This is a genomic window from Bradyrhizobium sp. 604_D8_N2_3 (assembly GCF_051810765.1).
In the GTDB taxonomy this organism is placed as follows: Bacteria; Pseudomonadota; Alphaproteobacteria; order Rhizobiales; family Xanthobacteraceae; genus Bradyrhizobium; species Bradyrhizobium barranii.
On sequence record NZ_JBPWPM010000001.1, the window covers coordinates 5077772 to 5092874 of the forward strand.

Genomic DNA, 15103 nt, shown 5'->3' on the forward strand with positions numbered 1-15103 from the left:
TTTCTGATGGCAGAAAACTCCATCTCGGCGATTCCACTGACCGCCGAAAAGCGCTACCTGTCCGCCCCATGACAGGACCCCAATCCAACATTGTGCACGTGATCGGCGCTGGCCTTGCCGGTTCCGAAGCCGCCTGGCAGGTCGCCAAATCCGGCGTGCCCGTGGTGCTGCACGAGATGCGGCCGGACCGCATGACCGAGGCGCACCGCACCGATGGGCTCGCCGAGCTCGTCTGCTCCAATTCGTTCCGCTCGGACGACGCTGCCAACAACGCCGTCGGCCTGCTGCACGCCGAAATGCGCCGGCTCGGCTCGCTGATCATGCGCGCGGCCGACGCCAACCAGGTGCCCGCCGGCGGTGCGCTCGCGGTCGACCGCGACGGCTTCTCGGCGGCCGTCACCAAGGCGCTCAACGACCACCCCCTGATCGAGATTGCCCGTGGCGAGGTTTCAGGCCTGCCGCCGTCCGACTGGAGCAACGTCATCGTTGCGACCGGGCCCCTCACCTCCGCGCCACTCGCCGACGCCATTCGCGAGCTCACCGACGAGAACGCGCTCGCTTTCTTCGACGCGATCGCGCCGATCGTGCATCGCGAGTCCATCGACATGTCGGTGGCCTGGTTCCAGTCGCGCTATGACAAGGTCGGCCCCGGCGGCACCGGCGCCGACTACATCAACTGCCCCATGACCAAGGAGCAGTATGACGGCTTCGTCGCCGCGCTGATCGCAGGCGAGAAGACCGAGTTCAAGGAATGGGAGACCAACACGCCCTATTTCGACGGCTGCCTGCCGATCGAGGTGATGGCGGAGCGCGGCCCCGAGACGTTGCGCCACGGCCCGATGAAGCCGGTCGGCCTCACCAATCCGCACGATCCCACCACGAAGGCCTACGCGATCGTGCAGCTGCGCCAGGACAACAAGCTCGGCACGCTCTACAACATCGTCGGATTCCAGACGAAGCTGAAATACGGCGAGCAGCAACGCATCTTCCGCAGCATTCCGGGGCTGGAGAAGGCCGAATTCGCCCGCCTCGGCGGCCTGCATCGCAACACCTTCCTCAACTCGCCAAAGCTGCTCGACGGCCAGCTGCGCCTGCGCGCGCAGCCGCGGCTGCGCTTTGCCGGTCAGATGACCGGCTGCGAGGGCTATGTGGAATCCGCCAGCGTCGGCCTGATCGCCGGTCTCTATGCGGCGGCGGATGCGCGCGGCGAAACACTGGCGAGCCCGCCTGCTACGACGGCACTGGGATCGCTGCTCGGTCACATCACCGGCGGCCATATCGAGACCATCGAACCCGGTACGCGCTCGTTCCAGCCGATGAACATCAATTTCGGCCTGTTCCCGCCGCTTGCGAATGCTCCGACGAAGAAGCCCGACGGCACCCGCCTGCGCGGCAACGAGAAAACGGTGGCCAAGAAGCAGGCGATGAGCGCGCTGGCGCTCGCCGATCTCGATCGCTGGATCGCCGATCACCTGCGCATCGCCGCAGCCGCGTGAGTTTTTTGATGAGTCTTCCCAAAGACGACGCCGCGACACTGTCGGCGCGCTGGACCGAGGGCGTGCTGCTCAAGCGCGACGTGTTCTCGACCGTCGAGCGTGGCCGCTTCCGCGGCGATAGCGGCGAGGTCGACGCCGTGCTGCGCCGGCTCGACGAGGTGCCGTGGTGGTCATTCCTCTTGGCCCGTCATCTGTTCGCGCGCGAGAAACACGCACTCGTTCTTGCAAAAGGCCTGAACGTCGGCCCCGAGCTGCTGTGGGCCGGACGCCGCGCCCTGGTACGCGGCTTTGTCGACGGCGTTGCCCTGCATCTGGCCAAGCCGCATGGCGACCTCGCCTATTTCCGCTCGGCCAAGGCGGCGCTACGCCGGCTGCGCCGCGCCGGCATCTGCCACAACGATCTCGCCAAGGAGCAGAACTGGCTGGTCGGCCGCGACGGCCGCGCCTACGTGACCGACTTCCAGCTCGCGGCCTGCTTCAACCGACGTGGCCGGCTCTACCGCATCCTCGCCTACGAGGACCTGCGGCATCTGCTCAAGCACAAGCGTTCCTACGCACCCGAGGCGCTGACGCCCCGCGAGCGCAAGATCCTGGCGAAGAAATCATTCGCCGCCAGCCTGTGGCTCGCGACCGGCAAGAAGGTCTATCGCGCGATCACGCGCGGCCTGTTCAACTTCACCGACCGCGAGGGCGGCGGCCGCCGGCTGGTCAACGACGCGCCGGTGCTGGCCGAGCTGATCCGCAAGAACCCGGCCGTGCGCGACACCGCCATCGTCGCCTTCGCCGACCGCCGCTCCGGCGTCGGGCTCTATGCCTTCGTCGAGGCCGATCAGGCCACGCTTGAAGGCGAGCTTCGGAGCGAGCTTTCGGCCGCCAAGGGCCCCAAGCCGCCGGAACACATCCAGGTCGTACACGCGCTGCCCCGTGATACCAGCGGCAAGCCGCGAACCGAGATCCTGCAACTGGTCGCCATGAACCAGCTCGACCTGATCGAGCCGATGATGAAGAACGACCAGGACCGCGCCTTCCTCAAGGACATCCTGGAACAGCGGAAGAACCTGCGGGACCGTTTCAACTTCGAGGCAGACCTGCCGGCGAGCTGACGGGCTGCTCACGCCTTGAAGCGTCCACATTGGCGATAGAGAACCGATCGGATCATTCGGGCGGCGGGTCATGGGCATTCGGGGGATGATGATGCATCGTGTGGTTGGCGGCGTGATCGCTGGCCTTCTGCTGCTTGCAGCTGCACCCGCGATGGCCGAATCCCCGGCCGAGCTGATCTCCGGCTTTCGCCTCAAGAACGGCGAGGTCCGCGTCGTCCGCGATTCAACCCTCGACCGCATTGCCATGGACCAGGCCCGCGCGATGGCGGCGAAGGACGACCTCAGCCACGACGCGCTCGGCCCGTTCAACCGGCGCGTCGCACCGGCCGGCGCGGGCCGCGCCGCCGAGAACATCGCCTATGGCTACGACAATTTCGAGAAAACGCTGGGACAGTGGATCGACTCGTCCGGGCATCGCAAGAACCTGCTGCTGCACAACGCCTCGCGCGTCGGCATCGCCAGCGCCAAGAATGCCAGCGGCAAGCGAACCTATTGGGCCATGGTGATCGCGGGCGACTACGAGCCGAAGGGCAAGGGCAAAGGTAAAGGCAAGAAGGACGAGGAGCCGCTGGTTGCCGTGAAGCGCGAGGCCGCGCCCGCCAGCAAGCCCAAATCCAGCGGCTGCCACGTCAAGCTGCTCGGCCTCTGTATCTGAGGCGAGATAATTTCAGCCGCGGCGCGCGGCCTCGATCGCGGCGACATCGATCTTCGTCATCCCCATCATTGCATCGAAGGCGCGCTTTGCCTCGTCACCGCCGGCCGCCAGTGCCTCGGTCAACACCCGCGGCGTGATCTGCCAGGAGAGGCCCCATCTGTCCTTGCACCAGCCGCAGGCGCTCTCCTGCCCGCCATTGCCGATGATGGCGTTCCAGTAGCGGTCGGTCTCCTCCTAATCGTCGGTCGCGATCTGGAACGAGAAAGCCTCGTTGTGCTTGAAAATCGGACCGCCGTTGAGGCCGAGACAGGCAACGCCGGCAACCGTAAACTCGACGGTCAGCACATCGCCCGCCCTGCCGGAGGGGTAATCGCTGGGCGCGTGATGGACGGCGCTTACGGCGCTGTCGGGGAACGTCTCGGCATAGAAGCGGGCGGCCGCCTCGGCGTCGTTGTCGTACCAGAGGCAAATCGTGTTCTTCGCCATTGCGCGTCCCCTTCGGTTCCGGGCCATCACACCGCCATCCATTGAGAATGGACGGCGGTGTGATGTCTTTCGCCTAGATGCCCTCTTGAATGCGCCTCACCAAGGCGCGCCAATGCCGCGGCCTATGCGACCCGGGGTTCCGCCACGTCCCTGGCTTTCAGGTCTCGCGGAAGCACCGTCAGCAGCAACGCACAGAGCACGCACAAGCCGCCAATGACATAGAGCGCCGGCGTCGTGCTGCCGGTCCAATCCTTGACCGAGCCGACCATGACCGGGCTGACGATGCCGCCGACCTGCCCCAGCGTGTTGATGAGCGCAATTCCGCTGGCTGCGCCCGCGCCAGTGAGGATCTTCGGAGGCAGCGTCCAGAATGTTGGAATGGCCGCGACGACACCGGCGCCGAGAATGGCAAGCGCGCCAACCAGCGTGACGACATTCCTGTCGAACGCACCGGACGCGAAGAAGCCCACGGCCGCGGTCAGAATCAAGGCTGCGACAAATTTCGGGCGCTCCCCCGATGCATCCGACAATCGCCCCACGACAATCATGCAGATGGCGCCGCAGATATAGGGAACGGCGGTCAGGAAGCCGATCGCAGCCGCGCTTCCGCCTCCGGCCGCCTTGATCAGGTCGGGCGCCCAGAAATTGAGGCCGTAGGAGGCGATCTGGATCAGGAAGTAGATGAATCCGAGCAGCAGCACGCCGGGCATGAGCAGCGAGCGCCATGCCGAATGCTCGCCGATCTCGCTCTTCTGGCGGTCCAGCTGAACCGAGATCAACCGGCGCTCGTCGTCGCTCAGCCAATCGGCCTGCTCGATCCCGTCGTCGAAGCGCAGCAGCACGACGAAGCCAAGCGCAACGCAGGGAATGCCGCCAGCCAGAAACAGCCATTGCCAACCGGCCAGACCGTGCAGCCCGTTCAGATAGTTGAGGATGAGACCCGAGATCGGTGCGCCGATGATCCCCGAGAATGCAGTGGCGAGAAAGAACACGGACGTCATGCGGCCGCGATGCGATTTTGGAAACCAGAGTGTCAGGTAATAGAGAATGCCGGGCGCAAATCCCGCCTCCATGGCGCCGATCACGAAGCGCAACGCATAGAACTGCCACTCGCTATGAACGAAGACCATCGCCGCCGTCGCCAGCCCCCAGGAAATCATGATGCGGGCGATCCAGCGCCGCGCGCCGAAGCGATAGAGCAGCATGTTGCTCGGCACTTCCAGCAGGACGTAACCAACGACGAACAGGCTGGCGCCAAATCCGTAGGCGGTGTTGCTGAGGCCGAGATCGGCCTGGAGCGCAGCCTTGGCGAAGCTGATGTTGACGCGGTCGAAGAACGCAAAGAAGTAGCAGACAATGATCAGCGGCATCAGCCGCCACGCAATCTTCTTGATGACCTGATGCTCTGTGAGTCCAGTATCGAGGTCGGCAGTCGCCGCCGTGGCAATCGTCATGGTTTCCTCCAATGTGTTTTGAATTTTGATAGCGGTCGATCAGCCCGAGCGTCGCAGCCGCTCGGGTATGGGATGCAGATCGAGGGGACGGCCGGCCTTGGCGACCTGCCCCGGCACCTCGTGTCCGATCAGTCCAGGCAACCGGAACGAGAGATCGATCAAGCGCTGCAGGTCGAGACCGGTCCGCAGGCCCGTCTCGTGGCAGAGATTGACGAGGTCTTCGGTACAGACATTGCCGGTGGCACCCGGCGCAAATGGACATCCGCCGAGGCCGCCCAGCGCGGCGTCAAAGCGGCGCGCGCCGGTGTCATAGGCCGCGAGGACGTTAACCAGCCCGAGACCGCGCGTATTGTGGAAGTGAAGCGTGAGCATGTCCGCAGGGACCAGCATCAAGACCTCGGCCACCAGCTGCGAGACCTGATTGGGATTGGCCATGCCCGTGGTATCGGCGAGCGTGACGCCATCGACTCCGAGATCGAGATAGCGCTTGACGATATCGAGCACCTTCTCGAATGGCTGCAGGCCTTCGAACGGACAGCCGAACGCGGTCGCAACCGTCGCGTTGACTAATGCGCCGCCTGCATGGGCCGGCTTCACGATCTCGCTGAGCGACGCCAGCGACACCGCATGCGTCATGTTCATGTTGGCGCGGTTGTGCGTCTCGCTCGCCGACATCACGAAATTGAGCTCGTCGGCGCGTGCAGCCAGCGCCAGCTCGGCGCCCTTCCGGTTCGGGATCAGCGCCGCGTAGATCGTACCGGGCCGCCGCTCGATGCCGGCGAAGACGTCCGCGGCGTCGCGCAGCGACGGCACGGCCGCCGCTGACACGAACGACGAGACCTCAATGCGGCTGAAGCCGATCGCAGAGAGCGAATTGATCAGCCGGATTTTTTCGCTGGTTTCGAACCATTTCGCTTCGATCTGAAGGCCGTCGCGCGGAGCGACCTCCTGGATCAGGATGTCGGGTGGCGGCGCCGTCATTGCACCGCTCCGCTGCGGCGCAGCTGCGCGATATCGCCTGCCTGCAAGCCGAGGCCCGCGAGCACCTCGTCGGTATGCTGTCCCAGCGTCGGGCCAGGCCATTTGACTGCGCCCGGGGTGTCGGAGAGTTTTGGCGCGATGCCCGGCATCTTTACGGTGACGTCGCCCGGCAGCTCGGTCGGCAGGATCATGTCGCGGGCGGCGTAATGGGGATCGTCGACAATATCGGCAACGGAATAGATCCGACCCGCGGGAACGTCGGCCGCATCGAGGCGTGCGAGGATCTCGTCCATCGTTCGTTCCGAGGTCCATGCAGCGATGGCAGCATCGAGCAAGGCGTTGCTGCGGACACGTCCGTCATTGCTGGCAAGGGCCGGATCGTCGGCAAGGTCCGGCCGCCCGATGACCAGCATCAAGCGCTTGAAGATCGCGTCGCTGTTGCCGGCGATCACGACATGGCGCCCGTCGGAGCTGGGATATGTATTGGATGGACTGATGCCCGGCAGGGCGCCGCCGGTGCGGGTCCTGACATGACCCATGAGGTCATATTCGGGGACGAGACTCTCCATCAGGTTGAACACGCTCTCATAGAGCGAGACGTCGACCACCTGCCCTCGCCCCTGCCCTGTCTTGACTCGGAGCAGCGACATCAGCGCGCCGATCACGCCATGAAGCGACGCAAGGCTGTCGCCGATGCTGATGCCGACCCGGGCCGGCGGGCTGTCGGGATCGCCGGTAGTGAAGCGCAGCCCGCCCATGGCCTCTCCGATCGCGCCGAACCCGGAGCGGTCGCGGTAAGGGCCGGTCTGCCCGTAGCCGGAGATGCGGACCAGTGTCAGATCTGGATTGAGCTTTGAGAGCACGTCCCAACCGAGGCCGAGCTTCTCGAGGCTCCCTGGCTTGAAATTCTCGATCACGACATCGGCTTGCGCGGCCAGGCGCAGCGCGACGTCGCGCCCGTCAGGCGATTTCAGATCGATCGCGATCGACTTCTTGTTGCGGGATTGCAGGTACCACCAGAGCGAGGTGCCCTGATGCAGCTTGCGCCATCTGCGCAACGGATCCCCGCTGCCCGGCTGCTCGATCTTGATGACTTCGGCGCCGAACTCGGCAAAGAGCCGCGCGGCAAACGGTGCCGCGATCAAAGTTCCGAGTTCGACGACTCGTATTCCGGATAATGGTCCGTCCACGTCTGGCGCTCCTCGATCGTCTTTGATCGTGGTGTCGCCGAGCGCAGGGCCCTAAGTCCAATATCCTTTGATGAACACGCGTTCGCGGATGACGAACGACACGAAGGCCGCCATCAGTGAGGTTTGGTTCCGGGCAATCGCAGATGATCGAGCATCAACTGGCTCGTCGCCGACAATCCCGCGGGATCCCTGGCCACCAGCACCAGTTCGCGATCGGCCCAGTCGTCGCTTAACTCGACGGCCGTCAGGTTCATGCCGTGACTGAGGACCTCGAACGCACGGTCGGGGATGAGGCCGATGCCCATGCCGGCCTGCACCATCCGGCACACCGCATCAAAACCGGGGACGTGGACCCGCAACCGGATCGACTTGCCGATCTGCTGCGCGGTGTATTGCGAGCGCAGATAGATCGAGCTGGTCGCAAACAGGCCGACATGGTCGTAGTCGAGTGTGTCGGCGAACGAAACGTCTCTTGCCGATGCAAGCGGATGATCGGACCGCACCACGATGACGAGGCGGTCCCGCCGATAGGAGAACCGCTCCAGCCCGCGCGTCGACACGTCTGCCGAGCAGATGCCGATTTCGGCCACGCCCTCCTCGACGCCGCGAACGACATCGGCGCTGGGGCGCTCCTGCAGATCGAGCCGCACCAGCTCGTGTGAGCGAAAGAAGCCGGGCAGATCGTCGGGAAGGAATTCGACGATCGACGACAGATTGGCCAGCATCCGCACATGCCCGCGCACGCCGCGCGCATGCTCGGCCATGTCGACCGCGATCTTCTCGACGTTGAGCAGCGTCACGCGCGCATGATGCAGCAGCGATTCACCGGCCGGCGTCAGCACCATGCCGTTCGGATGCCGCTCGAACAGTGCGACCTCGAGCACCTCCTCGAGGTCATGCATGCGCTTGCTGACAGCAGAGGGCGCGATCGCCTCGCGCTGCGAGGCGCGCGTCAAATTGCCTTCCTCACAGATGGCGATGAACAGCCGCAGGGTCGTGAGGTCGATCCGTCGGGTGATGTTGGTCCTGGGCGTCCCGGTCATTGAGCGGGATTGCGCTTTCTCTTGCATGGTCTGTTTCCCGATCCGGGAAGATATAACGTCCGAAGTCACCGGGTTTCTCAAAATCCCGGGAGAAAGGCCGCCGATTTGGAATCCGATACCAAGACGAGGCAATAATCCGCCATTTTGTTCCAAGCAGCACATAAGCTTGCTCGCGCTCGTCAACGCGCCTAATTCATGGGATCGGGACAGCAGAGGCGGAGACCAGCATTGATCGACATCGACCGGATACGTTCCGACACCCCGGCCGCCTCCCGCCTCGCTTATCTCCACAATGCCGGCGCGGCCCTCATGCCAACTGCCGTCGTCGCGGCAATGAAGGACCACATCGACCTGGAGGGCGAGATCGGAGGTTATGCCGCTGCCGACCGCGAGTCCGATCGGCTCGATGCGGTCTATGGCTCCGTAGCGCGCCTGCTGAATGCCGCCCCCGACGAGATCGCCCTCATGGAGAACGCGACAATTGCCTGGCAGATGGCGTTCTACGCGCTTCCATTTCGCCAGGGCGATCGGATCCTGACCGCCGAGGCGGAATACGCTGCCAACTACGTCGCGTTTCTTCAGATCGCAAGGCGCACGGGCGCGATCATCGATGTGGTGCCGAGCGATGCCAGCGGCGAGCTCGACGTCCACGCGCTCGAGCGCATGATCGACGAGCGCGTGAAACTGATCGCCATCACCTGGGTTCCGACCAATGGCGGATTGGTCAATCCCGCGGCGGCGATCGGCAAGATCGCGCGGGCGCACGGGATTCCCTATCTGCTCGACGCCTGCCAGGCGGTCGGCCAGATGACGGTCGACGTCGACACCATCGGCTGTGACATGCTGTCGGCGACGGGGCGCAAATTCCTCCGCGGCCCGCGCGGCACGGGCTTTCTCTACGTCCGCCGCGAGACGCTGCAACGGCTCGAGCCGCCGATGATCGATCACTTCGCCGCGCCCTGGGTCTCGCGCGGTGAATATCGGCTCCGTGACGATGCCCGCCGTTTCGAGACATGGGAGAACAATTACGCGGCACGTCTCGGTCTCGGCACTGCCATCGATTATGCCCTCGCGATTGGCCTCGGCCCCATCGAGCAGCGCTGCCGTCTGCTTGCGGACCGTCTTCGCGGCGGCCTCGCCTCCGTTCGCGGCGTGACCATTCGCGACCTCGGACGCGCACCGGGCGCCATCGTCAGCTTCACGATGGATGGGTATGAGGCGGACGCCATCGTCAGCAGCGCCGCTGCAGCGGGCATCACCATCGGCGCTTCAGATCCGGCGAGCACCCGCATCGATGCCGAAATCCGCTCGCTGCCGCCGGTCGTGCGGGCCTCCCCGCATTACTACAATACGGAAGCCGAGATCGACCGGCTGATCGGCCACCTCGCGGGTTTGGCGCCGCGATAGCGGCGCGCGCCACTCAGGTACAGCGCGCGCTCAAGCCGGATGCGCCGAGCTTGGCCATGACCTCGTCGAGATGCGCGCTGTCGCGGGTCTCGATGACAAGCTGAAGCAGCGTCGCCTTGGCCGGCAGATCGGAGAAGGTCCGCTGATGCGAGACCTCGATGATGTTGGCGCCGGCCTCGGCCAGCAGTGAGGCGACGGCAGCCAATTGTCCGGGCCGATCGGGGATATCGAGCGACAACTGCGTCAGCCGACCCTCGCGCGCTAGCTCACGCGTCAGAACGGAGGCGATCAGCCGCGTGTCGATGTTGCCGCCGCTCAGGACGAGGCCGACCTTCCGGCCGGCAAAGCGGGACGTATCGGACATCAACGCGGCAAGCCCGGCGGCGCCGGCGCCCTCGACGACGGTCTTCTCGATCGAGATCAGGGTCGCGACCGCGCGCTCGAGCTCGGCTTCGTTCACCAGCGCGATGTCGTCAACGAGGCGGCGGACGATCTCGGTCGTGATCTTGCCCGGCGATTTCACCGCGATGCCTTCGGCGAGCGTATCGCCGCGCGCAGGCAGATTGCCGTCATGGATGGCGTTGTACATCGAGGGGTAGAGCCAGGCCTCGACGCCAAGAATCCGCACTGTCGGCTTGATCGATTTCGCGGCAATGCCGATGCCGCTGATCAGGCCGCCGCCGCCGATCGGGACCACCAGCGTATCGAGCTCCGGCACCGCCTTCAGCATCTCGAGCCCGACAGTGCCCTGCCCCGCGATGACGAGCGGGTCGTCATAGGGGTGGACGAAGATCATGCCGCGGGCCTCGCCATGGCTTCGCGCATAGGCGGCCGCCTCCTCCAGCGTCGCGCCCGTCACCACCACCTCGGCGCCGTGGTGCTTGGTGTTCTCGACCTTCACCATGGGCGTGCCGACCGGCATGACGATGGTGGCGGGAATGCCGAGCCGTTTGGCGTGATAGGCGACGCCCTGCGCGTGGTTGCCCGCCGACATCGCGATGACGCCGCGCGCACGCTCCTCCGGCGTCAGCGCGGTGAGCCGGTTGAGCGCACCCCGCTCCTTGAACGAGGAGGTGAACTGGAGGTTTTCGAATTTCAGCCAGATGTCGCAGCCGCAGATGTTGCTCAGCGTGCGGCTGTAGCTGCAGGGCGTCTCGACGACGGCGCCGCGGATGGTGTCGGCGGCGGCATGAATGTCGCCCAGAGCGACCGGCAAGCCACTGAGATCGGGGGATGTATTTTGGGACAACTCAGCCATAGGACAGCATAGAGCATTTGGCCGTTTGAGGCGATAAGCCGGCCGCTATTTGGTAAATTCCCGGGAACGTGAAGCCCGCCACAGCGTCCATAGCGTGCGCAGCCGCGACGGGGGCTGCGACGCAAACGGATTGCGCCCGGGTTGCGACAGGCGCTTGAGGTCACCCCGCACCTGGCTCAGCAGCAGAAACGCCGGCCGTGCCGGTGCCGGCACCTCCGGCAACAGCGACAAGGCCGTCGTCAAATGCTGCTCGGCTTCGCCCACGAGCTGGCCGAGCACCGCATGCAGATTCGGCGTCTCCTTGCCGGCGAACACGTCCTCCATCTCGCAGCCATGGGCCGCCAGCAGCTGCTGCGGCAGGAACAGTTGCCGATGCGCCGAGTCGCGCGGCAGATTCGCAATCACCTGCGCGATGCCCTGGGCGAGCCCGGCATGCCTTGCGACATGCTCGGCCGCCTCCGAAGGTGGCGCCATGACCCGGGCCGCGAGGCCAAACAATGCCGAACAGGTCGCGTCCAGATAGCCCTCCAGAGCCGCCATGGTCGGCATTGGATCGTTGTAGAGATCGAACTGATGCTCGTCGGCGAGTAGCGATAACGGCTCGACCGGCAGGTCGAAATCGCTGATCGCACGCAAGAGCTCCGCCGCCACCGGGTTGCCCTCGGCGCTGCCGTGGACGTGGCCCGACAGCATGTCGGTCCACCATTGCAGGCGGATTTCGCCGGGCAAGGGCTGGCTCACCTGGTCGCGGACGCGGACGATCTCGACATTGAAGGCATAGAGCGCCAGCAGCGCCTGGCGCTCGGCGGCCGGCGCAAACAGCGTTGCGGCATAGCGCGGAAAGTCATGGCTGCGCACGAGGCCGGCGCAGAAGGCGACGGAATCGGGCGGAGGCGCAGCGCTGCTCATGGCACGGCGATCAGCGCGGCCGCGACGCGGCGCCGCTCGCCGATCATGATGTTGTAGGTGCGCACGGCAGGGCCGGTCTGCATCGTATCCAGCACGACCCTCACCGCCTTCAGCGCCTGCCGCAGGTCAGGCGGCGGCAGCCAGACGCCGGTTCCGGTGCCGATCAGAAGCGTGTCGATGCTGTTGGCTGCCGTGAAGACGCGATCCAGCGAATAGCGGTCGATCTTCGTCGGGTCCGTCACGTCCCAGGCCCAGATCGCGTCGGGCAGGCAGAGCAGCGATCCCCGATGCGACATGCCGGCAAAGGCGAAGCCGCACTTGCCATAGGCTTCGATCGGCGCCGAGCGGGGAAAATGCGGTGCGTTGGGATCGCCGGCCATGTGCTTCGTCCGAATGAGCTTACTGCCCTCGCAAACGCCTGCGAGGGCATGCGGTTCGGATCATGCCTTGTTTTTCTTCGCCGGCGTAGCCGTATCGGGCGCATCTTCGCGATGCTCGCCGACGCCGAGATAGATCAGGATCGGGGCCGCGATGAAGATCGAGGTATAGGTGCCGACCAGCACCACGCCGAACATCATCACCGCGGTGAAGCTGTGGATGGCATGGCCGCCGAACAGCAGCAAAGCCAACAGCGCCAGCGTCACGGTGAAGTGGGTGATGATCGAACGCGACAGGGTCGAATTGATCGACTCGTTGAGCAGCTGCGGCATCGGCATCTTCTTGTAGCGGCGCAGCATTTCGCGGATACGGTCGTAGATGACGACGGTGTCGTTGAGCGAATAGCCCAGGATGGTCAGAAGGGCCGCGATGCTGGTCAGGTCGAAATCGACTTGGCTGATCGACATGAATCCGATCGTCAGCACGATGTCGTGCACGTTGGCGATCATGGCGCCGAGCGCGAACTGCCATTCGAAGCGGAACCAGAGGTAGATCAGGATCGAGACGATCGCGAGCATCAGGCCGAGCATGCCATAGGCCAGCAGTTCGCCGGACACGCGCGGTCCCACCACCTCGACGCGGCGATATTCGACGGAATCGCCGAGCGCGCCGCGCACCTTCTGCACGGCTTCCTGCTGGGCAGCGTCGCCGCCCGGCTGCTCCGCGACGCGGATCAGGACGTTCTCGGGGCCGCCGAACTGCTGCAGCTGGACCTCGCCGAGATGCAAGCCATCGAGCGTCGACCGCATCGCGGCGATGTCGGCGGCGCCGGACTTGGCCTGCACTTCCAGCAGCGTGCCGCCGCGGAAGTCGATGCCGAAATTCAGGCCATGGGTGAAGAACAGCGTGATCGCGACGATCGACAGCGCCGCCGAGATCGGGAAGCTGATCCGGCGGAAGCGCGTGAAGTCGAAATGCGTATCGTCCGGGACGATGCGCAGCGACGGCAGCAGCCCGAGCGCTGCGACCACGGTGAGAACGGCAATGAGAATGCCAAGCCCGATGAGAACGTAGTGAGTCACGGTCTTAGCTCCTAGATCGGCACGCTCTGCGGCCGCTTCCACCGCACCCACCAGGCTACGATCAGCCGGGTCAGCGTGAAGGCGGTGAACACCGTGGTGATGATGCCGATGCCGAGCGTCACGGCAAAGCCGCGCACCGGGCCGGTGCCGATGTAGAACAACACGGCGGCGGCAATGAAGGTGGTGATGTTGGAATCGAGGATGGTCGCAAGCGCCCGCTTGAATCCGGCGTCGATCGCCGAAATCGCATTGCGGCCGCCCCGCAGCTCCTCACGGATGCGCTCGTAGATGAGCACGTTGGAGTCGACCGCGATGCCGACGGTGAGCACGATGCCGGCGATACCGGGCAGCGTCAGCGTGGCGTTGAGCAGCGACAACAGGCCGAAGATCATGGCGACGTTGATCGCCACCGCGATGTTGGCGAACACCCCGAACAGCCGGTAGGTCAGCAGCATGAAGATGATGACCAGGATCGAGCCGACATAGGCCGCAAGCTCGCCCTTCTCGATCGAATCCTGGCCGAGGCCCGGACCGACGGTGCGTTCCTCGACCACCGTGAGCGGCGCCGGCAGTGCGCCGGCGCGCAACAGGATCGCGAGATCGTTGGCCGATTGCACCGTGAAATTGCCGGAGATCTGGCCCTGGCCGCCGGTGATGGGCTCGCGGATGACGGGCGCCGAGATCACCTTGTTGTCGAGCACGATCGCGAAGGGCAGCCCGACGTTTTCCTGCGTGGCCTGCGCGAACTTGCGCGCGCCCGAGGTGTTGAACTTGAAGCTGACGACCGGCTCACCCGTGCGCTGGTCGAAGCTCGCCTGGGCGTCGGTCAGGTCGCCACCGGCGACCAGCACCTGCTTCTTGACCACATAGGGTGTAGGCGGCGGCGAGGCGCTCATCAGCAGCTCGGATTCCGGCGGCAACCGTCCCTGCTGCGCCTGATCCGGCGGCACGGACGCATCGACCATGCGGAATTCCATCTTCGCGGTCTTGCCCAGCAATTCCTTCAGGCGAGTCGGATCCTGAAGACCTGGGACCTGCACCAGGATGCGGTCGTTGCCCTGGCGCTGGATGACAGGCTCGACGGTGCCGAGCTCGTTGACGCGGCGCTCGACGATCTGGATCGACTGCTCGATGGTCTTGCGCATGCGGTCGAGCATTGCAGCCTGCGGAATCGCCAGGCGGATCACGCCGCCGCCGGCATCGGTCACCTCAAGGTCGCGCTGACCGCTGGATCCCATCAGTCCGCCCAGTGGCTGGGACAGCTCGCGCAGCTTGGCGAGCGCCGGCTGCACGTCGGATTCCTTGGTGATGCGAACCTCGGCCGCGTCGTTGCGCACGGTCACGCCGCCGGTGAATCCGATCTTGGCATCGCGCAGCGTCCGGCGGACGTCGTCGCGGACCTGGTCCAGCCTCTCCTTCTTCACATAGCTCGAATCGACCTCGAGCAGCAGATAGGAGCCGCCCTGGAGATCGAGGCCGAGCACGAGCCGGCGCTGCGCCCAGGCGGGCCAGGTCTTGACCTGCGCTTCGGGGAAGAAGTTCGGCACCGCGCAGAGGCACACGATCAGCGCCGTCAGGATAATCCCGAGCGCCTTCCACCGCGTGAAATACAACATCGACTGGACCTGTCAGATCAGGAGATTGGGATGCTCGCGGAAGCG

General features: G+C 65.1%; 13 protein-coding genes and 1 pseudogene. 4 read left to right on the forward strand and 10 right to left on the reverse strand.

Features of this window, described 5'->3' with window-relative positions:
- The first annotated feature begins 68 nt into the window (after positions 1 to 68).
- The 3 genes from trmFO (at position 69) to AB7245_RS24195 (ending at position 3254) form a co-directional block, all read left to right on the forward strand.
- A complete protein-coding gene (gene trmFO, locus AB7245_RS24185) occupies positions 69 to 1496 on the forward strand; it encodes a methylenetetrahydrofolate--tRNA-(uracil(54)-C(5))-methyltransferase (FADH(2)-oxidizing) TrmFO (protein ID WP_085404670.1) in 1428 nt (475 codons plus the stop codon).
- Positions 1497 to 1504: 8 nt separating this feature from the next.
- Positions 1505 to 2599, forward strand: coding sequence for an AMP-binding enzyme (locus AB7245_RS24190; RefSeq protein ID WP_085404669.1), 1095 nt, complete (start codon positions 1505 to 1507; stop codon positions 2597 to 2599).
- Between the two features lie 91 nt (positions 2600 to 2690).
- Positions 2691 to 3254 (forward strand): CAP domain-containing protein, encoded by a 564-nt coding sequence (locus tag AB7245_RS24195; protein ID WP_085404753.1) that lies wholly within the window; start codon positions 2691 to 2693, stop codon positions 3252 to 3254.
- A 12-nt stretch (positions 3255 to 3266) separates the two neighbouring features.
- Here AB7245_RS24195 and AB7245_RS24200 read toward each other — a convergent pair.
- From AB7245_RS24200 to AB7245_RS24220, 5 genes and pseudogenes are all read right to left on the reverse strand, one after another.
- Positions 3267 to 3740: pseudogene (locus tag AB7245_RS24200) on the reverse strand (VOC family protein).
- A gap of 122 nt (positions 3741 to 3862) precedes the next feature.
- Positions 3863 to 5194: an MFS transporter gene (locus AB7245_RS24205; RefSeq protein ID WP_085404668.1), complete on the reverse strand. Its 1332-nt coding sequence runs from the start codon at positions 5192 to 5194 to the stop codon at positions 3863 to 3865.
- Between the two features lie 39 nt (positions 5195 to 5233).
- Complete coding sequence (locus tag AB7245_RS24210) at positions 5234 to 6175, reverse strand: hydroxymethylglutaryl-CoA lyase (protein WP_085404667.1); 942 nt, start codon at positions 6173 to 6175, stop codon at positions 5234 to 5236.
- Positions 6172 to 7365, reverse strand: coding sequence for a CaiB/BaiF CoA transferase family protein (locus AB7245_RS24215; protein ID WP_085404666.1), 1194 nt, complete (start codon positions 7363 to 7365; stop codon positions 6172 to 6174). The genes AB7245_RS24210 and AB7245_RS24215 overlap by 4 nt, the downstream gene beginning before the upstream one ends.
- A gap of 113 nt (positions 7366 to 7478) precedes the next feature.
- A complete protein-coding gene (locus AB7245_RS24220; protein WP_245344253.1) occupies positions 7479 to 8435 on the reverse strand; it encodes a LysR family transcriptional regulator in 957 nt (318 codons plus the stop codon).
- Positions 8436 to 8636: 201 nt separating this feature from the next.
- On the opposite strand from AB7245_RS24220, the gene AB7245_RS24225 reads away from it, so the two are divergent.
- Complete coding sequence (locus tag AB7245_RS24225; RefSeq protein WP_085404664.1) at positions 8637 to 9815, forward strand: aminotransferase class V-fold PLP-dependent enzyme; 1179 nt, start codon at positions 8637 to 8639, stop codon at positions 9813 to 9815.
- A 13-nt stretch (positions 9816 to 9828) separates the two neighbouring features.
- Here AB7245_RS24225 and AB7245_RS24230 read toward each other — a convergent pair whose 3' ends face one another.
- Genes AB7245_RS24230 through secD form a run of 5 tightly spaced genes read right to left on the reverse strand, consistent with a single transcriptional unit; the run spans position 9829 to position 15058 of the window.
- Positions 9829 to 11073 carry a threonine ammonia-lyase gene (locus AB7245_RS24230; protein WP_085404663.1) on the reverse strand — a complete coding sequence of 415 codons (1245 nt, stop codon included), beginning with the start codon at positions 11071 to 11073 and terminating at the stop codon, positions 9829 to 9831.
- A 45-nt stretch (positions 11074 to 11118) separates the two neighbouring features.
- Positions 11119 to 11982, reverse strand: coding sequence for a phytoene/squalene synthase family protein (locus tag AB7245_RS24235; protein WP_085404662.1), 864 nt, complete (start codon positions 11980 to 11982; stop codon positions 11119 to 11121).
- Entirely contained in the window at positions 11979 to 12362 is a 384-nt protein-coding gene (locus AB7245_RS24240) for an Mth938-like domain-containing protein (RefSeq protein ID WP_085404661.1), read from the reverse strand. The genes AB7245_RS24235 and AB7245_RS24240 overlap by 4 nt, the downstream gene beginning before the upstream one ends.
- Before the next feature lie 60 nt (positions 12363 to 12422).
- Entirely contained in the window at positions 12423 to 13442 is a 1020-nt protein-coding gene (gene secF, locus AB7245_RS24245) for a protein translocase subunit SecF (protein ID WP_085404660.1), read from the reverse strand.
- Positions 13443 to 13453: 11 nt separating this feature from the next.
- The gene (secD, locus tag AB7245_RS24250; protein ID WP_071913639.1) at positions 13454 to 15058 is read right to left on the reverse strand and encodes a protein translocase subunit SecD; all 1605 of its coding nucleotides are present in this window, start codon (positions 15056 to 15058) and stop codon (positions 13454 to 13456) included.
- Positions 15059 to 15103: the final 45 nt, after the last annotated feature.